The organism is Paradesulfitobacterium ferrireducens, from assembly GCF_017310645.1.
Taxonomy (GTDB): domain Bacteria; phylum Bacillota; class Desulfitobacteriia; order Desulfitobacteriales; family Desulfitobacteriaceae; genus Paradesulfitobacterium; species Paradesulfitobacterium ferrireducens.
The window spans coordinates 1-21,633 of the sequence record NZ_JAFLRH010000037.1; the positions used below are offsets into that span (position 1 = coordinate 1).

Here is a 21,633-nt window from a genome sequence, read left to right on the forward strand (position 1 = left end):
AGTAGAATACAATATTCCGATTCTTTTAATCGAAAGGATAGTGACGGTGTTGCATCTACAAAATACTCAGCATGGTTTGAAAAATAATCGGAATACATCAAATAACGGAATATGCCCTATCCTCCCAACCGGCAAGAGCCAGCTATATTTTAACCAAAAATTACGAGTTTAAGGACTCAACCAAATTTGACAATTCCAGTAAAAATAACTTGAAAAACGATCGGCGAAAAGAAATAACGCAATTTCTAACAAGTTAATTATCGAGGAAAATTTTAGGCTTCCCTAATTTAGTAAGCACATTAATGTGTGGTAAGATTAAACTATATCTAGATGAGCAAATTTGGAAATAATATCGTATTAATAAATATAGGAAACTCTAGAATCCGAATACCCCTTAAAGACGCTGCCCCTTTTCAAAAATTTCCTTTACCTCTCTAAATCACAATCTTTAGAAAAAGGGTGAAAATCTATGCATTCTTTTCCAAAGAATTTGCTAATCATTATTGCCATTTTTTTAATTGTTGTTTCGATACTCAATTTTGACTTTAACATGGTTCAATTTGAACCCGTGCAATCTATTTCCATAGGAGAAATAAACAATCAGAATCTGCCAGAAGGCTATGATGTAACTATGATACGAGAGAGTGATCTTACCGACAAATCAGAGTTAGTAAAAGGGCTATACCAAAATCATAAGTATGTTTTGATCTATAATGAGGATGGTACCTTAAGTATCGAAAAAGCCTTAAAAGCTCTCGGCCCCTCGGGCGGGAGTCAGGAAAACAATCTGGAATGGAAGCCTATTGCTGTAGGGTTTATTAAAAAGACAGATGGCAATCCCCTGGTACACAACTTCTATTCTAAAGCAGAGTTAGACATTAGGAAGCATCCTCGTCAAATGGAACAACTTTTAAGCAAAGACTTAATGGACGCAAACCAAAGCCAAGAAAATAAATCTGCAGTAACAACAAACTCCGTTAGTACCCAATCCACAACCCCCGGTCCTTGGGATTGCTCAAACACTTATTTTGATCCACCCTGGGGAAACGTAACTTTAACCAGGCATATGGAACCACAAAGGGTTAATGACAATACTAAAACAGTATGGACAATCCATCAGTATATTACTACAAATCCAGGGCATAACGTCTATAACTATGATTCCAGTTATTCTTCAAATGCTTATACCGATTCAATGACATTTAGGGTATCAAAGTATGACATCTATGAAGAAATTACATCTATAGGATCTAATTATTCTGAAAAAAACTTTCCCAATGCTAGTTTAACTTATCCCGGGCTTCCAACTATAGGCTGGAGTCGGCAACAAGCAAGTATAACGATCCATAATGAGTCGTACTTACCAAACTTCGCCCAATGGTTTCAAATGTTTGCCAATTCAGCAAGACAACAAAGTTATCAGTCTGAATTCGGTGAGAGGATGACTATTACCTCAGGTGTAATGCGGGTTGATTATACTGGAGCAGTTAATTGGGTTAATCTTTACGAGCCTGATCATACGACAAGCTTTGCACCCAGTGATTTCGTTCCCGATTACTTATAGTAAAAGAGGCACGCCCAAAAGAGGTAAACACCGTGTAACCGGAACCGCTGGATCACGTACCAAAGACGACGTAAAGATTGCAGCCCATACAAGCGCTACCAACAGTGCATATGAAGTTCTTTCCTCGTATACTTCACAGTCAATAGGATCTTTTGGTATAGATACTGTTATGTGCGGATACTATTCTGTTCCTCAACCGTAAGCATAATTGAATTGTGGGGAGAGGCTTAGGTCTTCTCCCTTCTTTGATAATAAGATGACCTTCATGAAAGGAAGTCCGCTGATGAAAACACGAGGTTTTCTTTTTATTCTTTTTTCTCTGCTGCTCTTATTAAACGGATGTTCAACATCGAGTAGCCAGAATCCCGTTGTTGCTCAAATGGCAATAGAAACCATTCATTATGAACTACCATACAACTTTTCTATTGTGCAAACGAAGGGTTCTTCTACCTATATTAATGAAAAACCCTCATACTCTGGGATCTTTGATTTGGTTGTTCAGGACGGTAAAGGAGCGGAAACCAGCCGCAAGTCCCTTAACCAATACTTTGGGAATATAGAACTAACCATTGTCGGTCCGGTTAACCTTACAGTTAACGATTACAATGCAGATAACTTGCTCGATATCGCCATTGGCTTTGCCGCCGGTGATGGCAGCGAGGAATATAAATATGTAATATTCAGTGTTGGAAAAGATGGCAAGCTTTTTTCATTGCCGGTAAAAGGTTATAAGGAAAACGGATTTGTTTATACGGCCGCTGGCAGCTGTTCGATTGCGTTTACTCAAACAGGTGGCACTGGAGAAGGGAAGAGTCCTAGTATATTGATTGGTGTAGAAAAGCAGGGCGGCGGTTTTGAACCTGCCAAGTATACCTGGGACGGAAAGCAATTTAAGTTTCAACAAGAAAATCCTTTCATTATTTCACAGGCGGAATTGATTCAAAATGGGCAGAGATGTTTTATAAAAGTCATACAGACTGAATACAAAAAACCTCTTACACCTGATGAACCGGGCTTTAGTATCGATGGAAGCATGTACCGGGGCCGTTTTGACCTCCTCAGCCAAGATAGCGCCGGCAAGGTTACCAGCCGAATACCGCTCAACACATACTTTGGCAATGACGATCTGGGCTTTGGAGGAAGTTATCCTCTTGTGTTCGAGGATTATAATACAGACGGCAATTATGATTTTGCAATTGGCCGGCCAGTCAAAAACAGCCCGGAATTTCAATATCTTTTATTCAGTATCAATCCAGAGGGAACAGTTTATAATCTGCCGGTTGTTGGCTATAAGGAAGATGGCTTTGTTTACAGCGCGGGGGGAGAAGCAAGATTTCCTTTACTGAAAGATGGAGAAACCGGTTTCGAAGTCACTCTCAGCAATATGGCTGGTAATGGTTTTACCCAGGGAAAATATGTATGGAACGGCAGTGAGTTTATTTTTACTGACTCCGACTGAATGGAGGCTGGAGTTGATACTTAATGAAAAGGTTTCTTGTATGCTACAGCTGGTCAGACCCTATTACATTTTAGTCTATGGTTATGCAGGTGCGTATGAAATAAACGACGGCTACTTATTGAGCGTTCATTAGAAAAAGGAGGTGCGCCTAATGTTAACTTTTCTTAAGCATAACATCCTAAAATTTGCGGGGATTGCCTTAGTTTTAATGCTTAGTCTTAGCGAATCTACGGCTATGGCTAATAAGATATCTATTCCTATTGAGAACAATCCTGGCACTTTCCCTGAATCTATTGAAGAATCAGTAATAGACCCTGTATACTCTCCGGATGGTACGATGTTATCTTTTTCATCAAACACAGTTAATTCAGGAGCTCTCTGGCTGCAATCAAACTCTGGATCTCCAAGCCAAATATATCAAAGCAAGAAAAAGCTCTATTCCACAATCTGGTCACCGGACGGTAATAATATCGCATTTCTGGAATCAGAGGATGAGACAGGTTCAGGTTATTTACCTAGCAAGGTTTTAATTTATAATCTTAGATCAGGCCTGGTAACTGATACTGGGGCAATGGTTAATGGCTATAAGCGTTTTGAATATCAAGATCCTGTCCTCGAATGGAGCCTTGATAGTAAAAAAATGTTAATCTGTTCCAATCCAATTGTGGTCTGGGATACTGATTCTTTAACCACAATTCAGATTACCGAACCCGGAGCCAAGGTTCAATTAGCCTCTCTTTCACCATCCGGTAATAAGGTTGCCTATAAAAAATGGGGAGATAATGGTGAAGATATTCTGACTGTATATGATCTAAGAGAATTAAAATCCTCTGTTATTTCAAGAACGCCCTTCTATAAGATAGTGGAATGGCATGCCCCGGCTCCTCAATGGCTTGATGAAAACAATTTAGTAATGGAAGTTGAATATCCTGACGGTCGTTTAGGAATAAATAAGGTTAATTTAACCGACAAAACATCAACCAAAATCTCATATCCAGCTTCAAATCCTCAAGTGGCTCCTAATAAAGAATACTTGGCTTTCATCCGCCGAGATGATAAATCTGCTGGAATATTTGAAAACGCAACTTTGGACTTAAACACAATGAAAACCTATAATATTCCTGAAAGTACAGGGCAAGTCATGAAATGGTCAAAGGATAGCACAAAATTATTATTATGGGATCTTGAAAAAGCCATGGTTGTTACTAAAGAAGGTAAGATGCTTAAATCGCCTGTACCGGTAAAAATTTACGGTTGGGCCCCGGCTTGGGCCCCCGATGGGTCACATTTAGTCATATCTGGCAAAGAAAATGGCAAGACCAAAATGGATAAGTTACTAATTCCCTAACAAAAGTCTATAAGTATATCTCTTTATAGTTCTAAAAGGGAATTACATTATGAAGAAAGCCCGGGAAATCCCGGGCTTTCTTTTCCTAAAGAGCAAGTTCAAACAAGGAAAACGTCTATGTAAAGAATTGTTTTTATAAGCGACAGCAATCTGAAATCCGTTGCCTGGAAAGGACTCTTATTTTTTGTCTCAATCGAATTCCTGCAGTTTTTGGAAAACATATTGAACTTATCTGGCTATATTGCACGGAGGTTCGATGTTAATGATGTTATCCTAAATATCACAGGTGTACTTTTGGAGTTTGCCCTGTTCCGTATGCTTCCTTGGGCCTATTATAAAAGCATGTCCCCTAAAGATACAGTGGAAGGGGTATGGGAACATATCCATACAGTCCTGACAAAGGGTAAATGAGTTATCTTATTTGGCAATGAAGGAGAGTGACCAGACCGATACGAATTTGGAGGGGTTATCTGTTACTTATGCTTGTCCTGCAAGAAACTTATGCGGACTGCGCAGCTACATCGTTAATCCGGATAAGGGGATCGAGATCCAGCCTTGGTCTTGAAACAACTATCTGGTCATCTTTGGCGGACTAAAAAATGCGACTTATATACTGAGGAAAAAATACAAAGAACTTCAGAAGAAGTTCAATCTTACTTAAGGCTCTACCCGGGACAAACCCCGGGTATTTGGTGTTCCTTTTGCAGAAAACAGATTTATCATCTCTGAGGGTTAATCCGCGACCTAGGCCCAATGTCTATTCTTTTTATACGACTGTCTTCGGTCAACTCCTGCGTATTTATCTCCAAGTTAAGAACAAATTCATCGCCGATCTCGAAAATCCAATATTTTGTATTAGAGCTGTCGCGGAAATTTTCGTCCATCGGATAATGGGCTTTATAGTAGTTAATCGCTTCCATGGCATTGCTTCCGGCACCATAACCTTCTGAGGTTTCATAGCCTTCTCCGTCCATTCGAATTCTCCATATTTGGTGCGTTTGCATATTGTTGAAAATATCGATGCCTTTTCCTAATATCATCTTGTCCCTGCTTCCGATAGTTTCTCCATAATGGATGAAACCCCGCTCTCCGGCCCTTATCTCATAATAATTCAATCCTAAAGCAGCAATGGCTTTCTCTAACGGTTCTCCAATCTTAATTCCTTCTATGCTGATTGGAAGATCGAGTTTAGAATAATCTTGACCTGTATACAGGTAATCTTCAAGATATTCAACTTTGAGAAATCCATAATTGTTTCTCCCTCTTTCAGCTGCAGGAAACTCGACTAAGGCCCAGTGTTCATTATCTCGATTTCTTACAGTACTAATGACCGTTACCTCTGAAGAGAAGCCTCTATTCAGTTCCGGAGCATTTGAATAAGGTAGTGCTCTCAACGGTTCATCACCATTATAATGTTTATACCCTAACATAGTTTGAATTTCATCTTCCTGGTAATAGTAATTGTCTAAAAAGTACTGATAGTCAGTCCTGGTTAAGGCAACCAGATTATCTTTAAGGCGTTGATTTTCCTGCCTTAACTGGTTTAGCTCTTCCTCAAGCTTGGTTAGCTGAGTTTGATATTCATAAATGTCCAAGTCTTTATGTAGACTTTGGTCTTGGATTGTTTCATTACTGCCGGTATTAGTGGCACAGCCGTTTAACAATGAAAGTGATAAATTAAACAATAGTATAAAAATCAAAAATGCAGATTTTTTAGTCCTCACAATATTTATCACCCTCCACTAATCCGATTGTCAAATCGAAATCAAACCTAGTAATAATTATTAAAAATATTGAATCTATATATTTATTCACAGGGGAGAAATGCCTGTCATAAGGAAAGAAAACTGGAGCTGGTATATCAAGATAATTGGGCCGGGATTTAGGTTTTCTAATCCCGGCCGCTAAATATCCTATTATTTAGACCCAGGTGTAGAAAATACTGTATGGGCTGTCAGATGATAGTATATTGTCATCCGAGGTATGACAGTAAGTCTGGGATTGATTATGATAAACCTGTAAATGAAGGTGTATCCCATCTGTATTTACGTTTGATTCTTTTCCTATAATTTGACCAGCATTAATAGTACTGTAAGGCGAAATATTCACCATATGCATGTAGAAAATTCTGTAATTGACTGCATGAGTGGTTTCAGTAGAACTGATTGCTATCTGACCCCAGGTACTGTCTCTTTGTCCTAAAGACCCATCTACAACAGCCAGTAAATTCTGGCCCTCTGGAGTCCCGTTAAAATCAATTCCTTCGTGCGCACCTGTATGAGCCAGCGAATATGTGCCCCACATATTTGTGGCGTAATATGACCCCCCCGAAGGATAAATTGCCTCAAAAATTTGCTGGGCATCCGCTCCATACATATCGCTATTAATTCCTACATGAGTTTGAGAAGTTTCATGGAACCAGTCATATCCATATCCGGGAACGTAGCAATAATAATAGGTTGCCCCATCAATTATTTTAGAAGTGGCTGAAATTCTAAAACTGGCCTTATTATTGGAATCTTTTTTGTTACGTTCTATTCCTTTTAACGTTTTTGCATAAGTTTCCTTAAACTTGTAATAACCAAGCAAATATTCTTTTATTTCGTCATCCGACAAATTCAGGATCGCTTGATAATTATTGAAATCCTTGAGCATGTATCTTGCGTCAGCTAGAGTAATACCTCTTCCTCTAAATTGATTAATTTGTTCTGGCATAGGTCTATATTTTTCATCATCTTTAATTTTACTATATTTATAGTATTTACCGTAAGTCCAGGTAGACAAATCGAGATTGTTTAATTCCGGATAAATTACCTTCGCAGCCTTAATCACCTCAGGACTTAAGTTCCAAGTATCTTTAAGTTTTAAGAAGTCCCCCCTATCCATTGAATCTATTTTCATTGGATCATAACCTTTTGACAATAATACACTCTTATCGCTAAGGGTTAGCGGATTTGTGTCATGGAGGCTATCAATATCAATATTTATCTTGTCAATTCCTAATGAAGTTGGTAATTTCTTAATTAATTTATAATCGATATTAATATCATTTATGTCAATTGCTTTACCTGCTAGGAAAGGATTTTTATTGAAATCTATTTGAGTTTCTAAAGCTTGAACGTTTGAGTTAAAGCCGAAAACTAAGCCAAACCCTAATATACTCTCTTTCCATGTCTAAAAAAGTTTAATGAGTAAATGCCTATGTCAAAATAGAATCAATGTATGTCCATTACAATTTAACAACTTGTGTTTTTGGCACCAATAATTTTAGGAGGTGGTATTTTACCACCTCCTAAAATTTCACGCTTAGACATCCAGTACTTTCCTGGGATCTTCAAGTGATATAGATACACCCGTCACTGAATCCAATATCCATTGAACTACCGGGCAAGGTTGACCACACTCTCTCCGGCAGTGGCCAGTTCTTACACTGTGACAGCCCGCCCGCTTACGGCCGTAACCATTTCTGACGCGGATATGGTATCCAGCCTTAAATCCGGCCCTTCCTTTGGCTCTTCGCCTCGTATGTCCGCATCAAGAGCAAGATAAGTAGCGTGACTATAATAATGACCGTGATTAAGGCATTGACATCCGGCGAAACCCCTGTTTTGACCTTATTGAAGATATAGATGGGAAGAGTCACACTGTCTATGCCTGTGGTGAAAAAGCTGACGATGACATCGTCGAGCGAGAGCGTGAGCGCCAACATGGCCCCGGAGAGGATGCCCGGGGCGATAATGGGCAGGGTGACGCGTAAAAGGGTGTGGAGGCGGGTGGCCCCCAGATCCATCGCGGCTTCTTCCACGGACATGTCATAGCCAGCAATCCGCGATCGCACCGTCACCACGACGAACGGCATCGCAAAGGTGACGTGCGCTATGATTAGCGTCAGGAGACCGAGACTAAGGTTTAGAATGTGGTAGAAGGCCAGAAGTGAGATGCCCATGACAATCTCGGGAATGACAATGGGAATATACAGAAACGAATCGACAATTCCTTTGCCCTTAAATTCATACCGGTACATGCCGATAGCGGCCAGGGTGCCAATTATCACTGATATGACGACGGTGGAAATGGCAACGATTACGGTATTTTTCAGGGAGGACATGAGACCGGTGTTCTGCAGCATGACGCCGTACCATTGGAGGGTAAAACCCTGGAAGACGATGTTAAGTTTCGACGTATTGAACGAGAAGAAAATAATGACGACAATGGGCAGGTAAAGAAAGATATAAATCAGTGTGAGAAAGACCATCGTCAGGAGCTTGGTTAATTTGTTATGTTTTTTAATCAAAAACCTCGCCCCCTTAAGAAGTTATATTTTCAATTCTGCCGCCGAAGTGATTGTACAGCCTGATCAGTATGATGGTAAATACAATCAAGAGAATCGACAGCGCAGCGCCGAACGGCCAATCCCTGGCTGCAAGAAACTGGTTCTTAATGAGGTTGCCAACCAGTACGGAATTGCCGCCCCCCAACAGATCGCTGATGAAAAAATAGCCCAGCGTCGGGATAAATACTTGAATGCAGCCGGCAAAGATACCCGGAGCAGTGAGCGGGAGTGTCACCCGCAAAAAGGCCCGGCCTGGTTTGGCGCCGAGATCGTTCGCGGCCTCCAGCAGGGAGTGGTCGAGCTTCTCGATGGAGCTGTAAAGCGGCAGCACCATAAAAGGAAAAAGGGTATAAACCATGCCGACCATGACCGCGCCGGTGGTATAGAGCATTTGCAGCGGCTGGGAGATCAAGTGGGCGGATTGAAGTATGGTATTAAAGGTGCCGTTGGTACGCAGCAGCATAATCCAGCCGTAGGTGCGTATGAGCGAATTGGTCCAGAAAGGCAGCATAATAAGCGTCAATAGAATATTTTTGTTGCGGCTGCTTGCCCTGGCTATGATGTAAGCGAAGGGATAGCCTATGATCAGGCAGAGTGCGGTCGTCGCAAGTGCGATAAGAATAGATACAAGGAAAATGTTTAAGTAGAGGGGGTCGAATATCCGCAGGTAGTTCTCAAAATTAAAGCTGGCCACAACCCCGCCGTAGGTGCCCTTCTTCAAAAAGCTTATTACAAACACATAAACAAGAGGAGCAGCGACAAAAATCAGGAGCCAAAGGATGGCCGGACCTACCATTAGAATGAGCGGAGCAAGCCGGGAAAGAGGGATATGTTGCCTTTGAGGGTTTGCATTGGGTCGCAGCCGGATCTCGGGAGTAGTCGCTGTGCTCATGCCCTCACCTCGATTTTCGGCACCTGCTCGCTGAGATTATAAATTCTCTCCTCATTGGCGTGCAGAATAACGGTGTCTTCTTTTTCCCAATAGACCCAAACAGTTTCCCCAGGCGGGATCAGCGGCGTACCCGTGAGCGAGCTCATGATCAGCTCTTGTCCATCAGGCAGCTCGATAATCGTCTTGATGATCGAGCCGACATAGATATGCTCTTTGACCACGCCTTTGAGGTTGAAGCCGGGCACAGCAGCAGCGGCGCATTTAAGCTTTTCAGGGCGCACCGAGATATACACCGCCTCGTCCTTTGTGAACCCTGTGGCCTTGACCACGGCGTAGCCTGTTTCAAAGACAACCTTAAGGTTGGCGCCGTCTGCGATTTCCACCGCAGCTTCGAGGATATTCGATTCGCCTATGAAATCGGCTACGAACTTGGTTGCAGGCTGGTTATAGATCTGATCGGGTGAACCGATCTGCTCCAGAATACCGTTGTTCATCACGGCGATGCGGTCGCTCATGGTTAAGGACTCTTCCTGATCGTGCGTGACATAGATAAAAGTGATGCCGAGCTTGCGCTGAAGGTGTTTGAGCTCGACTTGCATCTGTTTGCGAAGTTTCAGATCCAGTGCGCCGAGCGGCTCATCCAGGAGCAATACTTTAGGCCGGTTGACTAAGGCTCTCGCAATGGCAACACGCTGTTTTTGGCCGCCCGACATCTGCGAGGGCATCCGTTGCTCATATCCTTCCATCTGCACCAAGGAGAGCATCTCGGTTACACGCTGACGAATTTCCTGTTTATTTACTTTCTTCTCCGTCAGTCCAAAGGCAATATTGTCGAATACATTCATATGGGGAAACAAGGCATAGCTCTGGAACACGGTGTTGACGTTGCGCCGGTAGGGTGGTTTGTTTACGACATTTTCGCCCTCTATCATGATCGTGCCGGTCGTTACGTCCTCAAAGCCCGCAATCATTCGCAGTGTCGTGGTTTTGCCGCAGCCGGAAGGGCCGAGCATCGTCAAAAACTCGCCCTCCCGTATCCGCAGGTTCAAATTTTTCACAACCTTGTTTTCACCGAATGATTTATCCACATTGTGCAATTCAACCATAACCTTCTCAGACATTGGTGCCATGTATGCGCCTCCCTTACTGCTTTGATCCAGGCTTATCATGCTCGATAATGGCTGATTAGCCCTTGAATTCCGTCCAGATCCGGTCGAATTCACCCAGGGAGCTGCCGACATCGTCAAGCAGTTCGCTATTCTTGATTTTATCGAACGGGATGTTGCTGGCTGGGTTGTCAAGGTAGTCTTTTGATAAGAGCGAATGCGCTTCTTTGTTAGGATTAGTGTATGGGTACTCGTCGGAAAGGATCTTGCTCACCGCTGGGTCAAGCATGTAGTTGATAAAGAGCTCAGCTTCCTTCTCGTGCTGGGTACCTTTAACGATAGCGAAATTGTCAATGGTAAGCCCCGAAATGCCTTCCTTAGGCCAAATAATTTCAATATCCGGGTTCTCTTTAATTGCCAGCGCCGCCTCGCCGTTGTAAATTAGACCGACCGAGCACTCGCCGGTGATTAAGGCTGTCTTGGGGCTGTCGGCATCAAATACCTTGATGTTGGGCCTAAGCTTTTTCAGCCAATTTTCGGCATCTTTAAGATCATTGGCACTGGTAGCGTTGAGCGAGTGACCCGTGGCCAGCAAAGCTGCCCCGATGATAGGCCGCTCATCGTCCACAACGACTATCTGGTTTTTCAGGGAAGAATCAAGCAGGTCATTATAACTTTCTATGGGCTTTGTTACCTTTTTGGTGTTGACCGCGAGCACGACCGGACTTGAAAGATAGGGAACCGTGTATTGATTCCCAGGGTCGAAATCACGGTTGAGAAAGCTTTCGTCAAGATTCTTGAAGTTTGGAATATTGTCCTTATTAATGGGCTGGATTAGGTTTTGGGCAATCATGGCCTTCACAACATAGTTGCTCGGCACGACCACATCATACTCCGAGAGCCCGCCCGCCTGAAGCTTGGCAATCATCTCCTCGTTTGAGGAGAAGTTTGCCATCTTGACGGTGATGCCATACTTCTCTTTGAAAGAATCGAGTACCGACTGAGGGGTATACTCAGTCCATTGGAAAAAGTTGATCTGTTTAGCATAGCTGTCGTTGGACGAGGTGTTACTTGATGTGGTGTTACCAGACGTGGTATTTGCGGAGCCGCAGCCTCCGAGAAATACCAATCCAATCGCCAACAACGCCATCATAACCAGGGATAGAATACGTTTCATAATCTTTCCTCCTCTTTATTTGGACTTGCCTTTTAAAAATCAGCAAGCCTCATCTAGAAACGAATATGCTGAATGTTTTTAATTTTATAGCAAGATAAGTGCCAAACCTCTAAAATCTAATTGTTATTGCAATAGTGGTAATATTGCGAAACATCACATTAGATTTTTATGCACTGTTGAATAATTATTCATTCATGTATAAAAAGATGGTAAACACGGATATAATGACTTAATTTACAAGCTAATTTTATAAAGGACCCCTTTCATTTAAAGGGACCAAACTTATTTTCAAATGGACTCTACAAAAGGATGGGTTAGATACCCCGTTTTTAATAATTGATCAGTTTGAATTATGCAGTGGTGAATATCACTTTTTCTTCATTTTATTGTGTGCCAGATAAAAAGGCAAGTGTCGGAAATAAGTGTGTCTAAAATAAGTGGTTTGAAAATGATTAAGAGGTGGTAAACATACCACCTCTAGTTTGACTCTTCCAGCTCATAAGGGGTTTCCTGATACACAAAGTAATTGAGCCAATTGGAGAAAAGTAAATTCGCATGGGAGCGCCACTTATGCACCGGAGTTCGACCAGGATCATCCTGCGGAAAATAGTTCTTCGGAATCTTAATGTCAAGTCCTTTGGCAAGATCCCGCTCGTATTCAGCTTTTAAGGTATTCAGGTCGTACTCTGAATGGCCGGTGACGAAGATCTGACGGCCATCGGAAGACGCAGCCATGTAAACTCCTGCTTCGTCCGATTCGGCCCAGATCTCTAACCCCGGCACCTTCTTCAGATCCTCGCGCCGCACTTCCGAATGGCGCGAGTGCGGGGCATAAAATTCATCGTCAAACCCACGTAAGAGTTTTAAGGCATTCGGGCTGGTCTTGTGAATTTTGTGAGGGAAAACCCCAAACATTTTCTCAGGAAGCGGATGCTTCGGTACACCATAATGATGGTAAAGCCCGGCCTGCGCCCCCCAACAGATATGGAGGGTGGACGTCACATACGTGCGGGTCCACTCCATGGCTTCCTGGAGCTCTGGCCAGTAAGTCACTTCCTCGAACTCCAGCTGCTCAACCGGAGCCCCGGTAATAATCATGCCGTCAAATTTCCGCCGCCTCACGGCACTGAAGGTGGTATAGAACGTGTCCAGGTATTCTTGGGCCGTGTTTTTCGACACATGGCTTTCCATGTGCAGAAGGGTGATCTCCACTTGCAAAGGGGAATTGCTTAACAGCCTGAGAATCTGAGTTTCAGTCACATCTTTATTGGGCATTAGGTTGAGAATCGCTATTTTCAAAGGCCGAATATCCTGGTGATACGCCCTGGTTTCAGCCATGACAAAAACATTCTCGGAATTCAAAATCTCCATCGCCGGCAAATGATCCGGTATTTTTATCGGCATATCCAATCACTCCTAGCCGCTTAGAGTCTACTTCTGGCTGGCGCGGAGTGCCGTATCAAGATCCTCAAGCAGATCATCAACGGTCTCCAACCCGATGGACAGGCGAATCATATCCGGGCTCACCCCGGCCTTAAGCTGGGACTCCTCATCCAGCTGCTGGTGGGTGGTGCTGGCGGGATGAATCACCAGGGATTTGGCATCCCCGACATTCGCCAGATGGGAGAAAAGTTCCAGGCTGTTAATAAACTTCTTGCCTTCTTCCAGCCGGCCTTTGAGTCCGAAGGTGAGGATAGCCCCTGCGCCCTTGGGCAGATACTTTTGGGCCAGGGAATAATACGGACTTTGTTTAAGGCCGGGGAAGTTGACCCAGGTCACCAATTCATGCCGTTCCAGAAATTCGGCCACCTTCTGGGCATTTTCCACATGGCGCTCCATCCGCAGATTCAAGGTTTCCAACCCTTGCAGCAGCAAAAAGGCATTGAACGGTGAAATGGCAGCCCCCGTATCCCTTAAAAGCGTCACCCGGGCCTTGATGATATAAGCCAAAGGACCGACCGCTTCGGTGAAAACCACTCCATGATAGCTGGGATCAGGCTCAGACAGCCCGGGGAATTTGCCGTTGTTCCAATCAAACTTGCCGGAATCCACAATCACCCCGCCGATAGAGGTGCCGTGCCCGCCGATGAATTTGGTCGCGGAGTGCACCACGATATCCGCTCCATGCTCGAACGGCCGGCAGAGATAAGGTGAGGCAAATGTGTTGTCCACGATTAAAGGAATCCCATGTACATGGGCAATCCCAGCAATCTCCTCCAGGTCAGCCACATTGATGCGCGGGTTGCCGATCGTCTCTACGTAAAGCGCCTTGGTCCTGTCAGTGATGTGCGCGCGAAACTCCTGCGGGTTGTCCACATCGACAAAATGAACGGTAATCCCTAATCTGGCAAGGGTATTGGCCAGTAGGGTATAGGTGCCTCCGTAGAGGGAACTGGAAGCCACAATTTCGTCCCCGGCCCCGGCAATATTTAGAATGGAATACGTAATCGCCGCTTGTCCGGAAGCCGTAGCCAAAGCCGCGACACCCCCTTCCAGGAGAGCCACTCTTTGTTCGAATACATCCTGGGTTGGGTTCATAATCCGGGTATAGATGTTGCCGGATTCTTTCAGGGCAAACAAGTTTGCCGCATGGTCCGTGTCATTAAAGACATAGGATGAAGTCTGATAAATTGGCACTGCCCGGGAATTCGTAGCCGGGTCCGGTGTTTGCCCTCCGTGGAGAGCCAGGGTCTCAAAGCCAAGTTTCCGTTCGGTTGTCATCTCATTTTCCTCCTCATAATAGTAACGCTAATTTGCGCCGGAAAGCTTTTTTCGGCAGAAAGAGTAAAAGCCTCTTCTGAGAGAAGAGGCTTACTGCACACTTAAGGCAATTACCGCTCTCATCTCTCAGAACCTAGGTTCTGCAGGAATTAGCACCTTGCAGCATACGCTTGCCGGTTGCCGGGCATCATCGGGCCAGTCCCTCAGCCGCTCTTGATAAGAGGTTGTATTTAGTTTGGTTATGCTCTGGAAAAAGTATAGGGCCTAATCCCTACTTTGTCAATAGGTTTAATTAATTTTCTTTGTCCGAATTTCCTCCTGCACCAAAGCAATGAAGTCCTCAAGGGACATTTTCTCCCCGGAATTCCCTTGGCCATAGCGGCGGACAGCCACGCTCTTTTGCTCTTCTTCCTGATCCCCGACAACCAGAGCAAAGGGGATTTTTTCCGTCTGGGCTTCCCGGATCTTGTAATTGATTTTTTCCCGGCGCTTATCCACTTCCGCCCGGATCTCAAGTTCGACCAGCTTATCCGCTACCTCCTTGGCATAGGCATGGTGCCGTTCACTGATCGGCAGCACGCGCACCTGCACCGGGGCCAGCCATACGGGGAAGGCTCCGGCGTAATGCTCTGTCAGCAGGGCGATAAAGCGCTCGATGCTGCCGTAGACTACGCGGTGAACCATAACCGGGCGGTGTTTCTGCCCGTCTTCCCCGATATAGGTCAAATCAAATTTTTCCGGCATCTGGAAATCAAGCTGAATGGTTCCGCATTGCCAGGTGCGGTCTAAGCAGTCTTTCACGTGGAAATCGATTTTCGGCCCGTAAAAAGCGCCGTCCCCGGGATTGATCTTATAGTCCATACCTTTGGCTTCAAGCGCCTCCTTGAGGGCATTGGTCGCCATCTCCCAGGTCTCATCCGAGCCCATGGAATCTTCCGGCCTTGTAGACAGCTCGACATGATACTCGAAACCGAAAACTTTATAAAAATAATCCACCAATTCAATAACCCCGATGACTTCGTCCTTGATCTGGGACGGAAGCATAAAGATGTGGGCGTCATCCTGGGTGAAGTTGCGCACCCTCAGCAATCCGTGCAGAGCCCCGGACAGTTCATGCCGGTGCACCAGCCCCAGCTCACCTATGCGCAGGGGCAGATCCCGGTAACTGCGCAGCTTGGTCTTATACATAATCATGCCGCCGGGGCAGTTCATGGGTTTTACTGCATAATCCTGGTCATCGATTTCCGTAAAATACATATTCTCCTTATAGTGGTCCCAGTGGCCGGATTGTTCCCACATAATCCGGTTAAGAATGATCGGAGTCTTAATCTCCTGATAACCCCGCTTTTGGTGCTCCTTGCGCCAGAAATCTTCCAGGGTATTGCGCAGAATCATTCCTTTGGGATGGAAAAAGGGGAAACCCGGTCCTTCATCATGCAGGCTGAACAAATCCAACTCCAGCCCCAGCTTGCGGTGGTCGCGCCGCTTCGCCTCTTCCAGCTTAAAGAGATAGTCTTCGAGGTCTGAAGCTTTGGCAAAGGCCGTCCCGTAAATCCGCTGCAGCATTTTGTTCTTCTCACTGCCGCGCCAGTAGGCACCGGCCAGGTTTTGCAGCTTAAAGGCCTTAATCAGGCCTGTCGCAGGGATATGGGGCCCGGCGCAGAGGTCGGTAAAGTTCCCCTGCGTGTACATGGAAATGGTGACTCCTTCCGGGAGGTCTTCAATCAGCTCGACTTTATACTTCTCCCCACGCTCCCCGAAGAAAGCCAGGGCTTCGGCACGGGATACTTTCCGGCGTTCGTACGGATAGTTTTCCTTGGCCAGGCGGCGCATTTCCGCTTCGATTTTTTCTAAATCTTCCGGAGTAAACACATGCTCAGAATCAAAATCATAATAAAAGCCGTTGGCAATCGCCGGGCCGATACCCAGCTTCGTCCCCGGGAACAAATTCAGCACAGCCTGGGCCAGCAAGTGGGCACTGGAATGGCGCAGGACTTCGAGCCCATCCTCATTGTCAAGGGTAATAAGCTCCACGGACGCATCCTCCTCGAGCGGGTAAGAAAGGTCATGCACTTCCCCATTGACTTTCCCGGCCACACTTGCTTTGGCCAAACCGCGTGAAATCCCTTCCGCAACCTCTTTTAAGCTTGTCCCCCGCTCCACCTCGCGTACGGAACCGTCTTTCAGACTAACTTTAACCATTAAACTCAACTCCCTAACTTAATCTCCAAACATCGATAACTTAACCGTAACTTGAAAACTAAAAAAACCCTCATCCCTATAAGGGACGAGAGTTGCTCCCGTGGTTCCACCCAAATTATCCGGACATTCTAAATCCTGTCCTTCCTCAAACCCCTTAACGCGGGCAACGGCTGAACTTACTCAAGTTTTCAGTTCAACGCTCCAGGGCGGTCTTCACTTGCAATTTCGTGAGTGATGCTTTCAGCCACGGCATCCCTTCTCTGGCACGAACTTCTCAAGTTACTCTTCCTGTCTTAGCTTTAAGATATTAAGTTACGTGGAAAATAGGCTTTTGAACTGTTGCTCCAAAGTTTGTCTAAGAATATTTTACTACACCGGGAACTGTTTTTCAAAATATCTTCTAAACTTTCTTTTAAAGTTTCCTACGTTATCACTGCCCCGAAAAAAGGCAAGGGACAATTACTTAGCGAACCGTCCGAGAATCCTGAATGCTGACTCCTGCGCAGTATGAATATCCTATCTCTATCACCTGAGATCATAGCTCCTCGCAAAAGGAGCAGCCGGTGCAATAGCTTACTCTGTCCTCGAATACCTCTTTAATCGTTTGCAAGGTGTCCCTGTACCCTTCAAAACAGATATGGAGCACCACCTGTTTCGGAGCCGCAGCGATCAGTGCACTGATGAGCAGATCTTCATAAGAGAAATCGCTGTTTTGCCCGTCCAGGGGAGAGTCCTCTAAAAACTCCTGCGTGACTTTCACACCCTGATCGTTGTACAAATGAAAACTTCCAAATGAATTAATCACTACGTGCATGGTCTCAAGGCGTGGGATTTGCGTATCCAGAAAGTACTTTAAAAGGCGGATAAATTCCAAATACTCTTTCTGGAGCACATAGTCATCCACTGCATAAGAGACAGCCTTGTCCAACTCTTCTTTATACTGATTTGCCCGGAAACGCAAAAACCCCTCAACGTCAAAAGCTGAAGCACTGTCCAAACTCGCGAGGATTTGTTCCACCAAATGAGTTTTGCGGTGGACCCGGTATCCTTGACCCTGGACCGTGTTGAGGCGCTCCATGGCCTTGGCTACGACATCTTCGCTCTCCCTGTCTTTCAAGCGGTATTTGTGCCGTATCATCCGTTTCACATAATCCGGCTCCCAGTGATTTAGAATAATCTCAGCCAAGGCATTGGCGAGATAATATCTATGGATTTTGGTCAGCGTCTGGGATTCTTCCGGGCCGCTGTCTTCTAAATTAAAATGACAGTTAAAAAAGGAATGCCCCCCCTGGCGCGTCTCGACAAATAGGATGGGGAGATTTTCTTCATCGCGCAATTTCAGGAGACGATCACATAGGCTCTCCCGGTAGTATTGTGTTCCAAGCTGCACTGAATTTTCCACCGATATCCCTCCGTAGTAGAGTATATGACCTGGTTTGAGTCATATTTCGTTTTTGCCCCTGGGAAGGAAAATTTCCTTAACAAATTTTCTGTCCAAAGGGCACCACGGCACATACTACCTACTATTTCCGAATCGGTGGTCTCTTATTCTTATTCAGCTGTTAAGGTAATTTACTAAACCTCAAAAAAGTAAGCCTCCTGGACTAAACTATTAATCCAGAAGGCTTTAACCTACCAAGCTTGATATTTTTTAACCTATAACTCACCCTTAACAATTTCTGTGAAATCTGACCAATCCTCAACTTTGAACGCCCTAATATCCCGTACTGATTTCTTAAACCAATCGATTTTTTGAAGCTTATTTATTGCTCGGTAAACATTCGCTAAGTTATTATCACTGACAGAGATATAAAGACTGCCCTGAGTCCATTCAAATCCAATGGATTCCAGTTCCTGCCTTATTTCCAGGTATGCATTTCCATACGACTCACCGTAGTATTTCTTTAATTCATCTACTTTCATATCAAATGCGAGAGCATACATAGAGCGCCCTCCCTTCAAATCCTTTAACATATACTACCATTCCTTTCTTGAAGAATCAATAGTAATTGCTTATTATCACCAAGAAAACGATTATATATACATGAAAGGAACCCATTTCCTTCGGATTAGGGTTCCTGTTGATAGCGGTTTAAGAGCCGGTTCTATTTCCCGGCGCCTGCTAAGAGCTCTCTTACATAGTTCGGCAAGGCAAAACTCCCTTTATGAATATCGGTGTTATAGTACTTTGTTTTGAGCCCAAGACTGTTCCAAGCCTGCTCGTCGAGGTCGGCCACTGGATCGTACTTTTTTGAGGCAAAGCCAAACAGCCAGTGCCCCGAGGGATAGGTCGGAATATGCGCCTGGTAGACCCGGCAGACCGGAAAGAATTCCTGAATCCGTTGATGCGCTCTTTGCATGGATTTAGCATAACTGTCATAATAGGGGCTTTCATGCTGGTTGACGAGAATGCCGTCTTCTTTCAACGCTTTATAGCAATTTCCGTAAAACTCCCTGGTAAACAGCCCTTCTCCCGGCCCAAAGGGATCGGTGGAATCCACGATGATTAAGTCATAGGTGTTTTCCTTGGAACGAACGAATTTGAGCCCGTCTTCAAAATACAGCTTCACTTTGGGATCATCCAACTTGCATGCGGTCTGGGGTAAATATTCCTTGCAGACGTCGACCACCATTTTATCAATTTCCACCATATCAATATTTTCTATACTTGTGTAGCGAGTCAATTCCCTTACCGTTCCGCCGTCTCCGGCGCCAATGACCAGGACATTCTTAATTTTAGGATTCGTGGCCATCGGGACGTGGACAATCATATCATGATAGATAAATTCATCCTTTTCCGTCACCATCATTAAGCCATCCAGAGTAAAAAAAGTCCCGAATTCTTGTGCCTTAAAAACATCAATTCGTTGAAATTCACTTTGTCCCGAATAGAGATGCTTATCCACTTTAATAGAAAACCGTACATTATCTGTGTGCTGTTCCGTGTACCATAACTCCATGATTTATTCCTCCACAATCCTGATATTTTCAAGAGACATGTCCTCTGTCCCTGTCAGAGAACTACCCTTAGCCTTAGCATAAGTAATATATTCGATGATTTCAGCGGTTATCCGTTCTCCCGGAGCCAAAATCGGAATACCCGGCGGGTAAGCCATGACAAACTCCCCGCTGATACATCCTTTGCTATCTTTCATCGCAACCGAATGCTGATCGGCATAAAAGGCCTGCTGCGGCGCCAACACCACCTCCGGGCTAATATACTCATAATCAAGCATTCCCTTTTTATCCCTGATGTACAATCTTTTAATTTCAGACAACGAAGAAACAAGGCGTTCTAAGGCCAACGCCCGATCTCCAACAGAAAGAATCGCCAGGATGTTGCCGATATCACCGAATTCAATCTGAATACCGTAATCATCACGGAGAATGTCATAAACCTCAATTCCAGCCAACCCTATGTCCCGCGTGTGAACAGCCAGCTTGGTCCGATCAAAATCATAGACGGAATCTCCATTCATCAGTTCAGAAGCGAAAGCGTAGTATCCGCCGATTTTATTGATTTCATCCCGGGCATAGTCGGCAAGAGTACAGACCTTTTCAAAAATAGTCCGGCCGTTTAGAGCCAGGTTGCGACGGGAAATATCCAGGGAAGACAGCAGTAGATAGGAACCGCTGGTGGTCTGGGTTAGGTTAATCATCTGCCGCACATGCCCGACGCCTAAACCCTGATTGATGAGTAAAAAGGAACTCTGGGTTAACGATCCCCCGGTTTTATGCATGCTGACAGCAGCCATGTCTGCCCCCGCTGCCATCGCACTGGTGGGCATGTTTTCGCCAAAATAGAAGTGTGTTCCATGAGCCTCATCTACCAGAACATGCATATGATGCTCATGGGCAAGGGCTGTGATTCTTTTTAAATCCGAGCAAATCCCGTAGTATGTAGGATTATTGACAAAAATCGCCTTAGCGTCCGGATTTTCATGAACGGCCCTTTCGACGTCATCCAGGGACATCCCTAACGGTATACCCAGCCTTGTATGAATACCGGGATTCACATAGACAGGTATTGCCCCACTGATGATCAAGGCGTTAATGGCACTTCGATGGACATTGCGCGGCATGATAATTTTATCGCCTTGTTTGCATACACTCAAAATCATAGCCTGTACCGCTGAGGTTGTGCCATTAACCATGAAAAAGGCATGATGCGCACCAAAAGCAGCTGCAGCCAGTTCTTCAGCCTCTTTAATGACAGAGACGGGATGGACAAGATTATCCAACGGTTTCATAGAATTAACATCCACCGCAAGACATTTTTCCCCAAAAAATTCTGCCAGTCCGGGATTCCCTCTGCCTTGCTTATGCCCAGGAACATCAAAGGGCACCACTCGTTTCGATTTATATTTAAGCAGGGCTTCATAAATCGGAGCCTTGCTTTGCCACTCAGAATGCATACAAATCACCGCCTTTTAGCCCTATTCAAGAGCATGCTGAAAGTAACAAAGTAAATATATTAAAGAAACTGTTTAAAGTCAATGCAATGCCCTTATACCTTAACGCTGCCTTGGCGGCCGGTCAGAGGTACGCAAAAAGCTTCTCCGAAGAGAAGCTTCAAGTATCATATGGTGGGTTTGAGAGGACTCGAACGTACACAACCCAAACCCAAACCCGCTTGTACCAAGGCTCCCAGAAAGTTTGGCAGACTTTGGCAGACTTGGGGAAATACCTTATTTTAGAAGTTTATTAATATCACCAGCCTTTTTAAGGCATGGCTGTATGTCCCTGCAATAGTTCCGGTACTTTCCTAATTGTTCGGCAACACTGGTAAATGATGCACCTACGTCCCACATTATCGAATCAACGTCATGTC

General features: G+C 44.7%; 16 protein-coding genes, 1 riboswitch and 1 other annotated feature. Of the genes, 3 read left to right on the forward strand and 13 right to left on the reverse strand.

Translation table 11 applies throughout. The features are described from left to right. Nucleotides 1-469 precede the first annotated feature (469 nt). From J0X21_RS12065 to J0X21_RS12075, 3 genes are all read left to right on the forward strand, one after another. Nucleotides 470-1,564, forward strand: a complete 1,095-nt coding sequence (locus tag J0X21_RS12065) for a hypothetical protein (protein ID WP_206812467.1) — start codon at nt 470-472, stop codon at nt 1,562-1,564. 283 nt (nt 1,565-1,847) lie between these two features. Further along, entirely contained in the window at nt 1,848-3,023 is a 1,176-nt protein-coding gene (locus J0X21_RS12070) for a hypothetical protein (protein WP_206812468.1), read from the forward strand. Between the two features lie 151 nt (nt 3,024-3,174). After that, on the forward strand, nt 3,175-4,371 hold the full coding sequence (locus tag J0X21_RS12075) for a TolB-like translocation protein (RefSeq protein ID WP_206812469.1): 1,197 nt from the start codon (nt 3,175-3,177) through the stop codon (nt 4,369-4,371). Nucleotides 4,372-5,090: 719 nt separating this feature from the next. Here the strand turns inward: J0X21_RS12075 and J0X21_RS12080 are convergent. From J0X21_RS12080 to J0X21_RS12140, 13 genes are all read right to left on the reverse strand, one after another. Then, on the reverse strand, nt 5,091-6,095 hold the full coding sequence (locus tag J0X21_RS12080) for a hypothetical protein (protein ID WP_206812470.1): 1,005 nt from the start codon (nt 6,093-6,095) through the stop codon (nt 5,091-5,093). Nucleotides 6,096-6,291: 196 nt separating this feature from the next. Further along, nucleotides 6,292-7,293 carry a M23 family metallopeptidase gene (locus J0X21_RS12085; protein ID WP_206812471.1) on the reverse strand — a complete coding sequence of 334 codons (1,002 nt, stop codon included), beginning with the start codon at nt 7,291-7,293 and terminating at the stop codon, nt 6,292-6,294. A 568-nt stretch (nt 7,294-7,861) separates the two neighbouring features. Beyond that, nucleotides 7,862-8,626: an ABC transporter permease gene (locus tag J0X21_RS12090; protein ID WP_206812472.1), complete on the reverse strand. Its 765-nt coding sequence runs from the start codon at nt 8,624-8,626 to the stop codon at nt 7,862-7,864. A gap of 52 nt (nt 8,627-8,678) precedes the next feature. Beyond that, nucleotides 8,679-9,596, reverse strand: coding sequence for an ABC transporter permease (locus J0X21_RS12095; RefSeq protein WP_206812473.1), 918 nt, complete (start codon nt 9,594-9,596; stop codon nt 8,679-8,681). Beyond that, nucleotides 9,593-10,717: an ABC transporter ATP-binding protein gene (locus J0X21_RS12100; protein WP_206812543.1), complete on the reverse strand. Its 1,125-nt coding sequence runs from the start codon at nt 10,715-10,717 to the stop codon at nt 9,593-9,595. The genes J0X21_RS12095 and J0X21_RS12100 overlap by 4 nt, the downstream gene beginning before the upstream one ends. Nucleotides 10,718-10,781: 64 nt before the next feature. Continuing rightward, complete coding sequence (locus tag J0X21_RS12105; protein ID WP_206812474.1) at nt 10,782-11,879, reverse strand: polyamine ABC transporter substrate-binding protein; 1,098 nt, start codon at nt 11,877-11,879, stop codon at nt 10,782-10,784. Nucleotides 11,880-12,356: 477 nt separating this feature from the next. Next, the gene (metA, locus tag J0X21_RS12110; RefSeq protein ID WP_206812475.1) at nt 12,357-13,283 is read right to left on the reverse strand and encodes a homoserine O-acetyltransferase MetA; all 927 of its coding nucleotides are present in this window, start codon (nt 13,281-13,283) and stop codon (nt 12,357-12,359) included. Nucleotides 13,284-13,310: 27 nt separating this feature from the next. Further along, nucleotides 13,311-14,600 carry a homocysteine synthase gene (locus J0X21_RS12115; protein WP_206812476.1) on the reverse strand — a complete coding sequence of 430 codons (1,290 nt, stop codon included), beginning with the start codon at nt 14,598-14,600 and terminating at the stop codon, nt 13,311-13,313. Between the two features lie 116 nt (nt 14,601-14,716). Further along, nucleotides 14,717-14,823: riboswitch (SAM riboswitch) on the reverse strand. 65 nt (nt 14,824-14,888) lie between these two features. Then, entirely contained in the window at nt 14,889-16,802 is a 1,914-nt protein-coding gene (thrS, locus tag J0X21_RS12120) for a threonine--tRNA ligase (RefSeq protein ID WP_206812477.1), read from the reverse strand. Between the two features lie 78 nt (nt 16,803-16,880). After that, nucleotides 16,881-17,106, reverse strand: a binding site (T-box leader). 231 nt (nt 17,107-17,337) lie between these two features. Further along, nucleotides 17,338-18,204, reverse strand: a complete 867-nt coding sequence (ytxC, locus tag J0X21_RS12125; RefSeq protein ID WP_206812478.1) for a putative sporulation protein YtxC — start codon at nt 18,202-18,204, stop codon at nt 17,338-17,340. A gap of 254 nt (nt 18,205-18,458) precedes the next feature. After that, nucleotides 18,459-18,746 carry an endoribonuclease VapD gene (vapD, locus tag J0X21_RS12130; protein ID WP_206812479.1) on the reverse strand — a complete coding sequence of 96 codons (288 nt, stop codon included), beginning with the start codon at nt 18,744-18,746 and terminating at the stop codon, nt 18,459-18,461. A gap of 161 nt (nt 18,747-18,907) precedes the next feature. After that, on the reverse strand, nt 18,908-19,762 hold the full coding sequence (speE, locus tag J0X21_RS12135; RefSeq protein WP_206812480.1) for a polyamine aminopropyltransferase: 855 nt from the start codon (nt 19,760-19,762) through the stop codon (nt 18,908-18,910). 3 nt (nt 19,763-19,765) lie between these two features. After that, nucleotides 19,766-21,217 carry an aminotransferase class I/II-fold pyridoxal phosphate-dependent enzyme gene (locus J0X21_RS12140; RefSeq protein ID WP_206812481.1) on the reverse strand — a complete coding sequence of 484 codons (1,452 nt, stop codon included), beginning with the start codon at nt 21,215-21,217 and terminating at the stop codon, nt 19,766-19,768. Between the last annotated feature and the right edge of the window lie 416 nt (nt 21,218-21,633).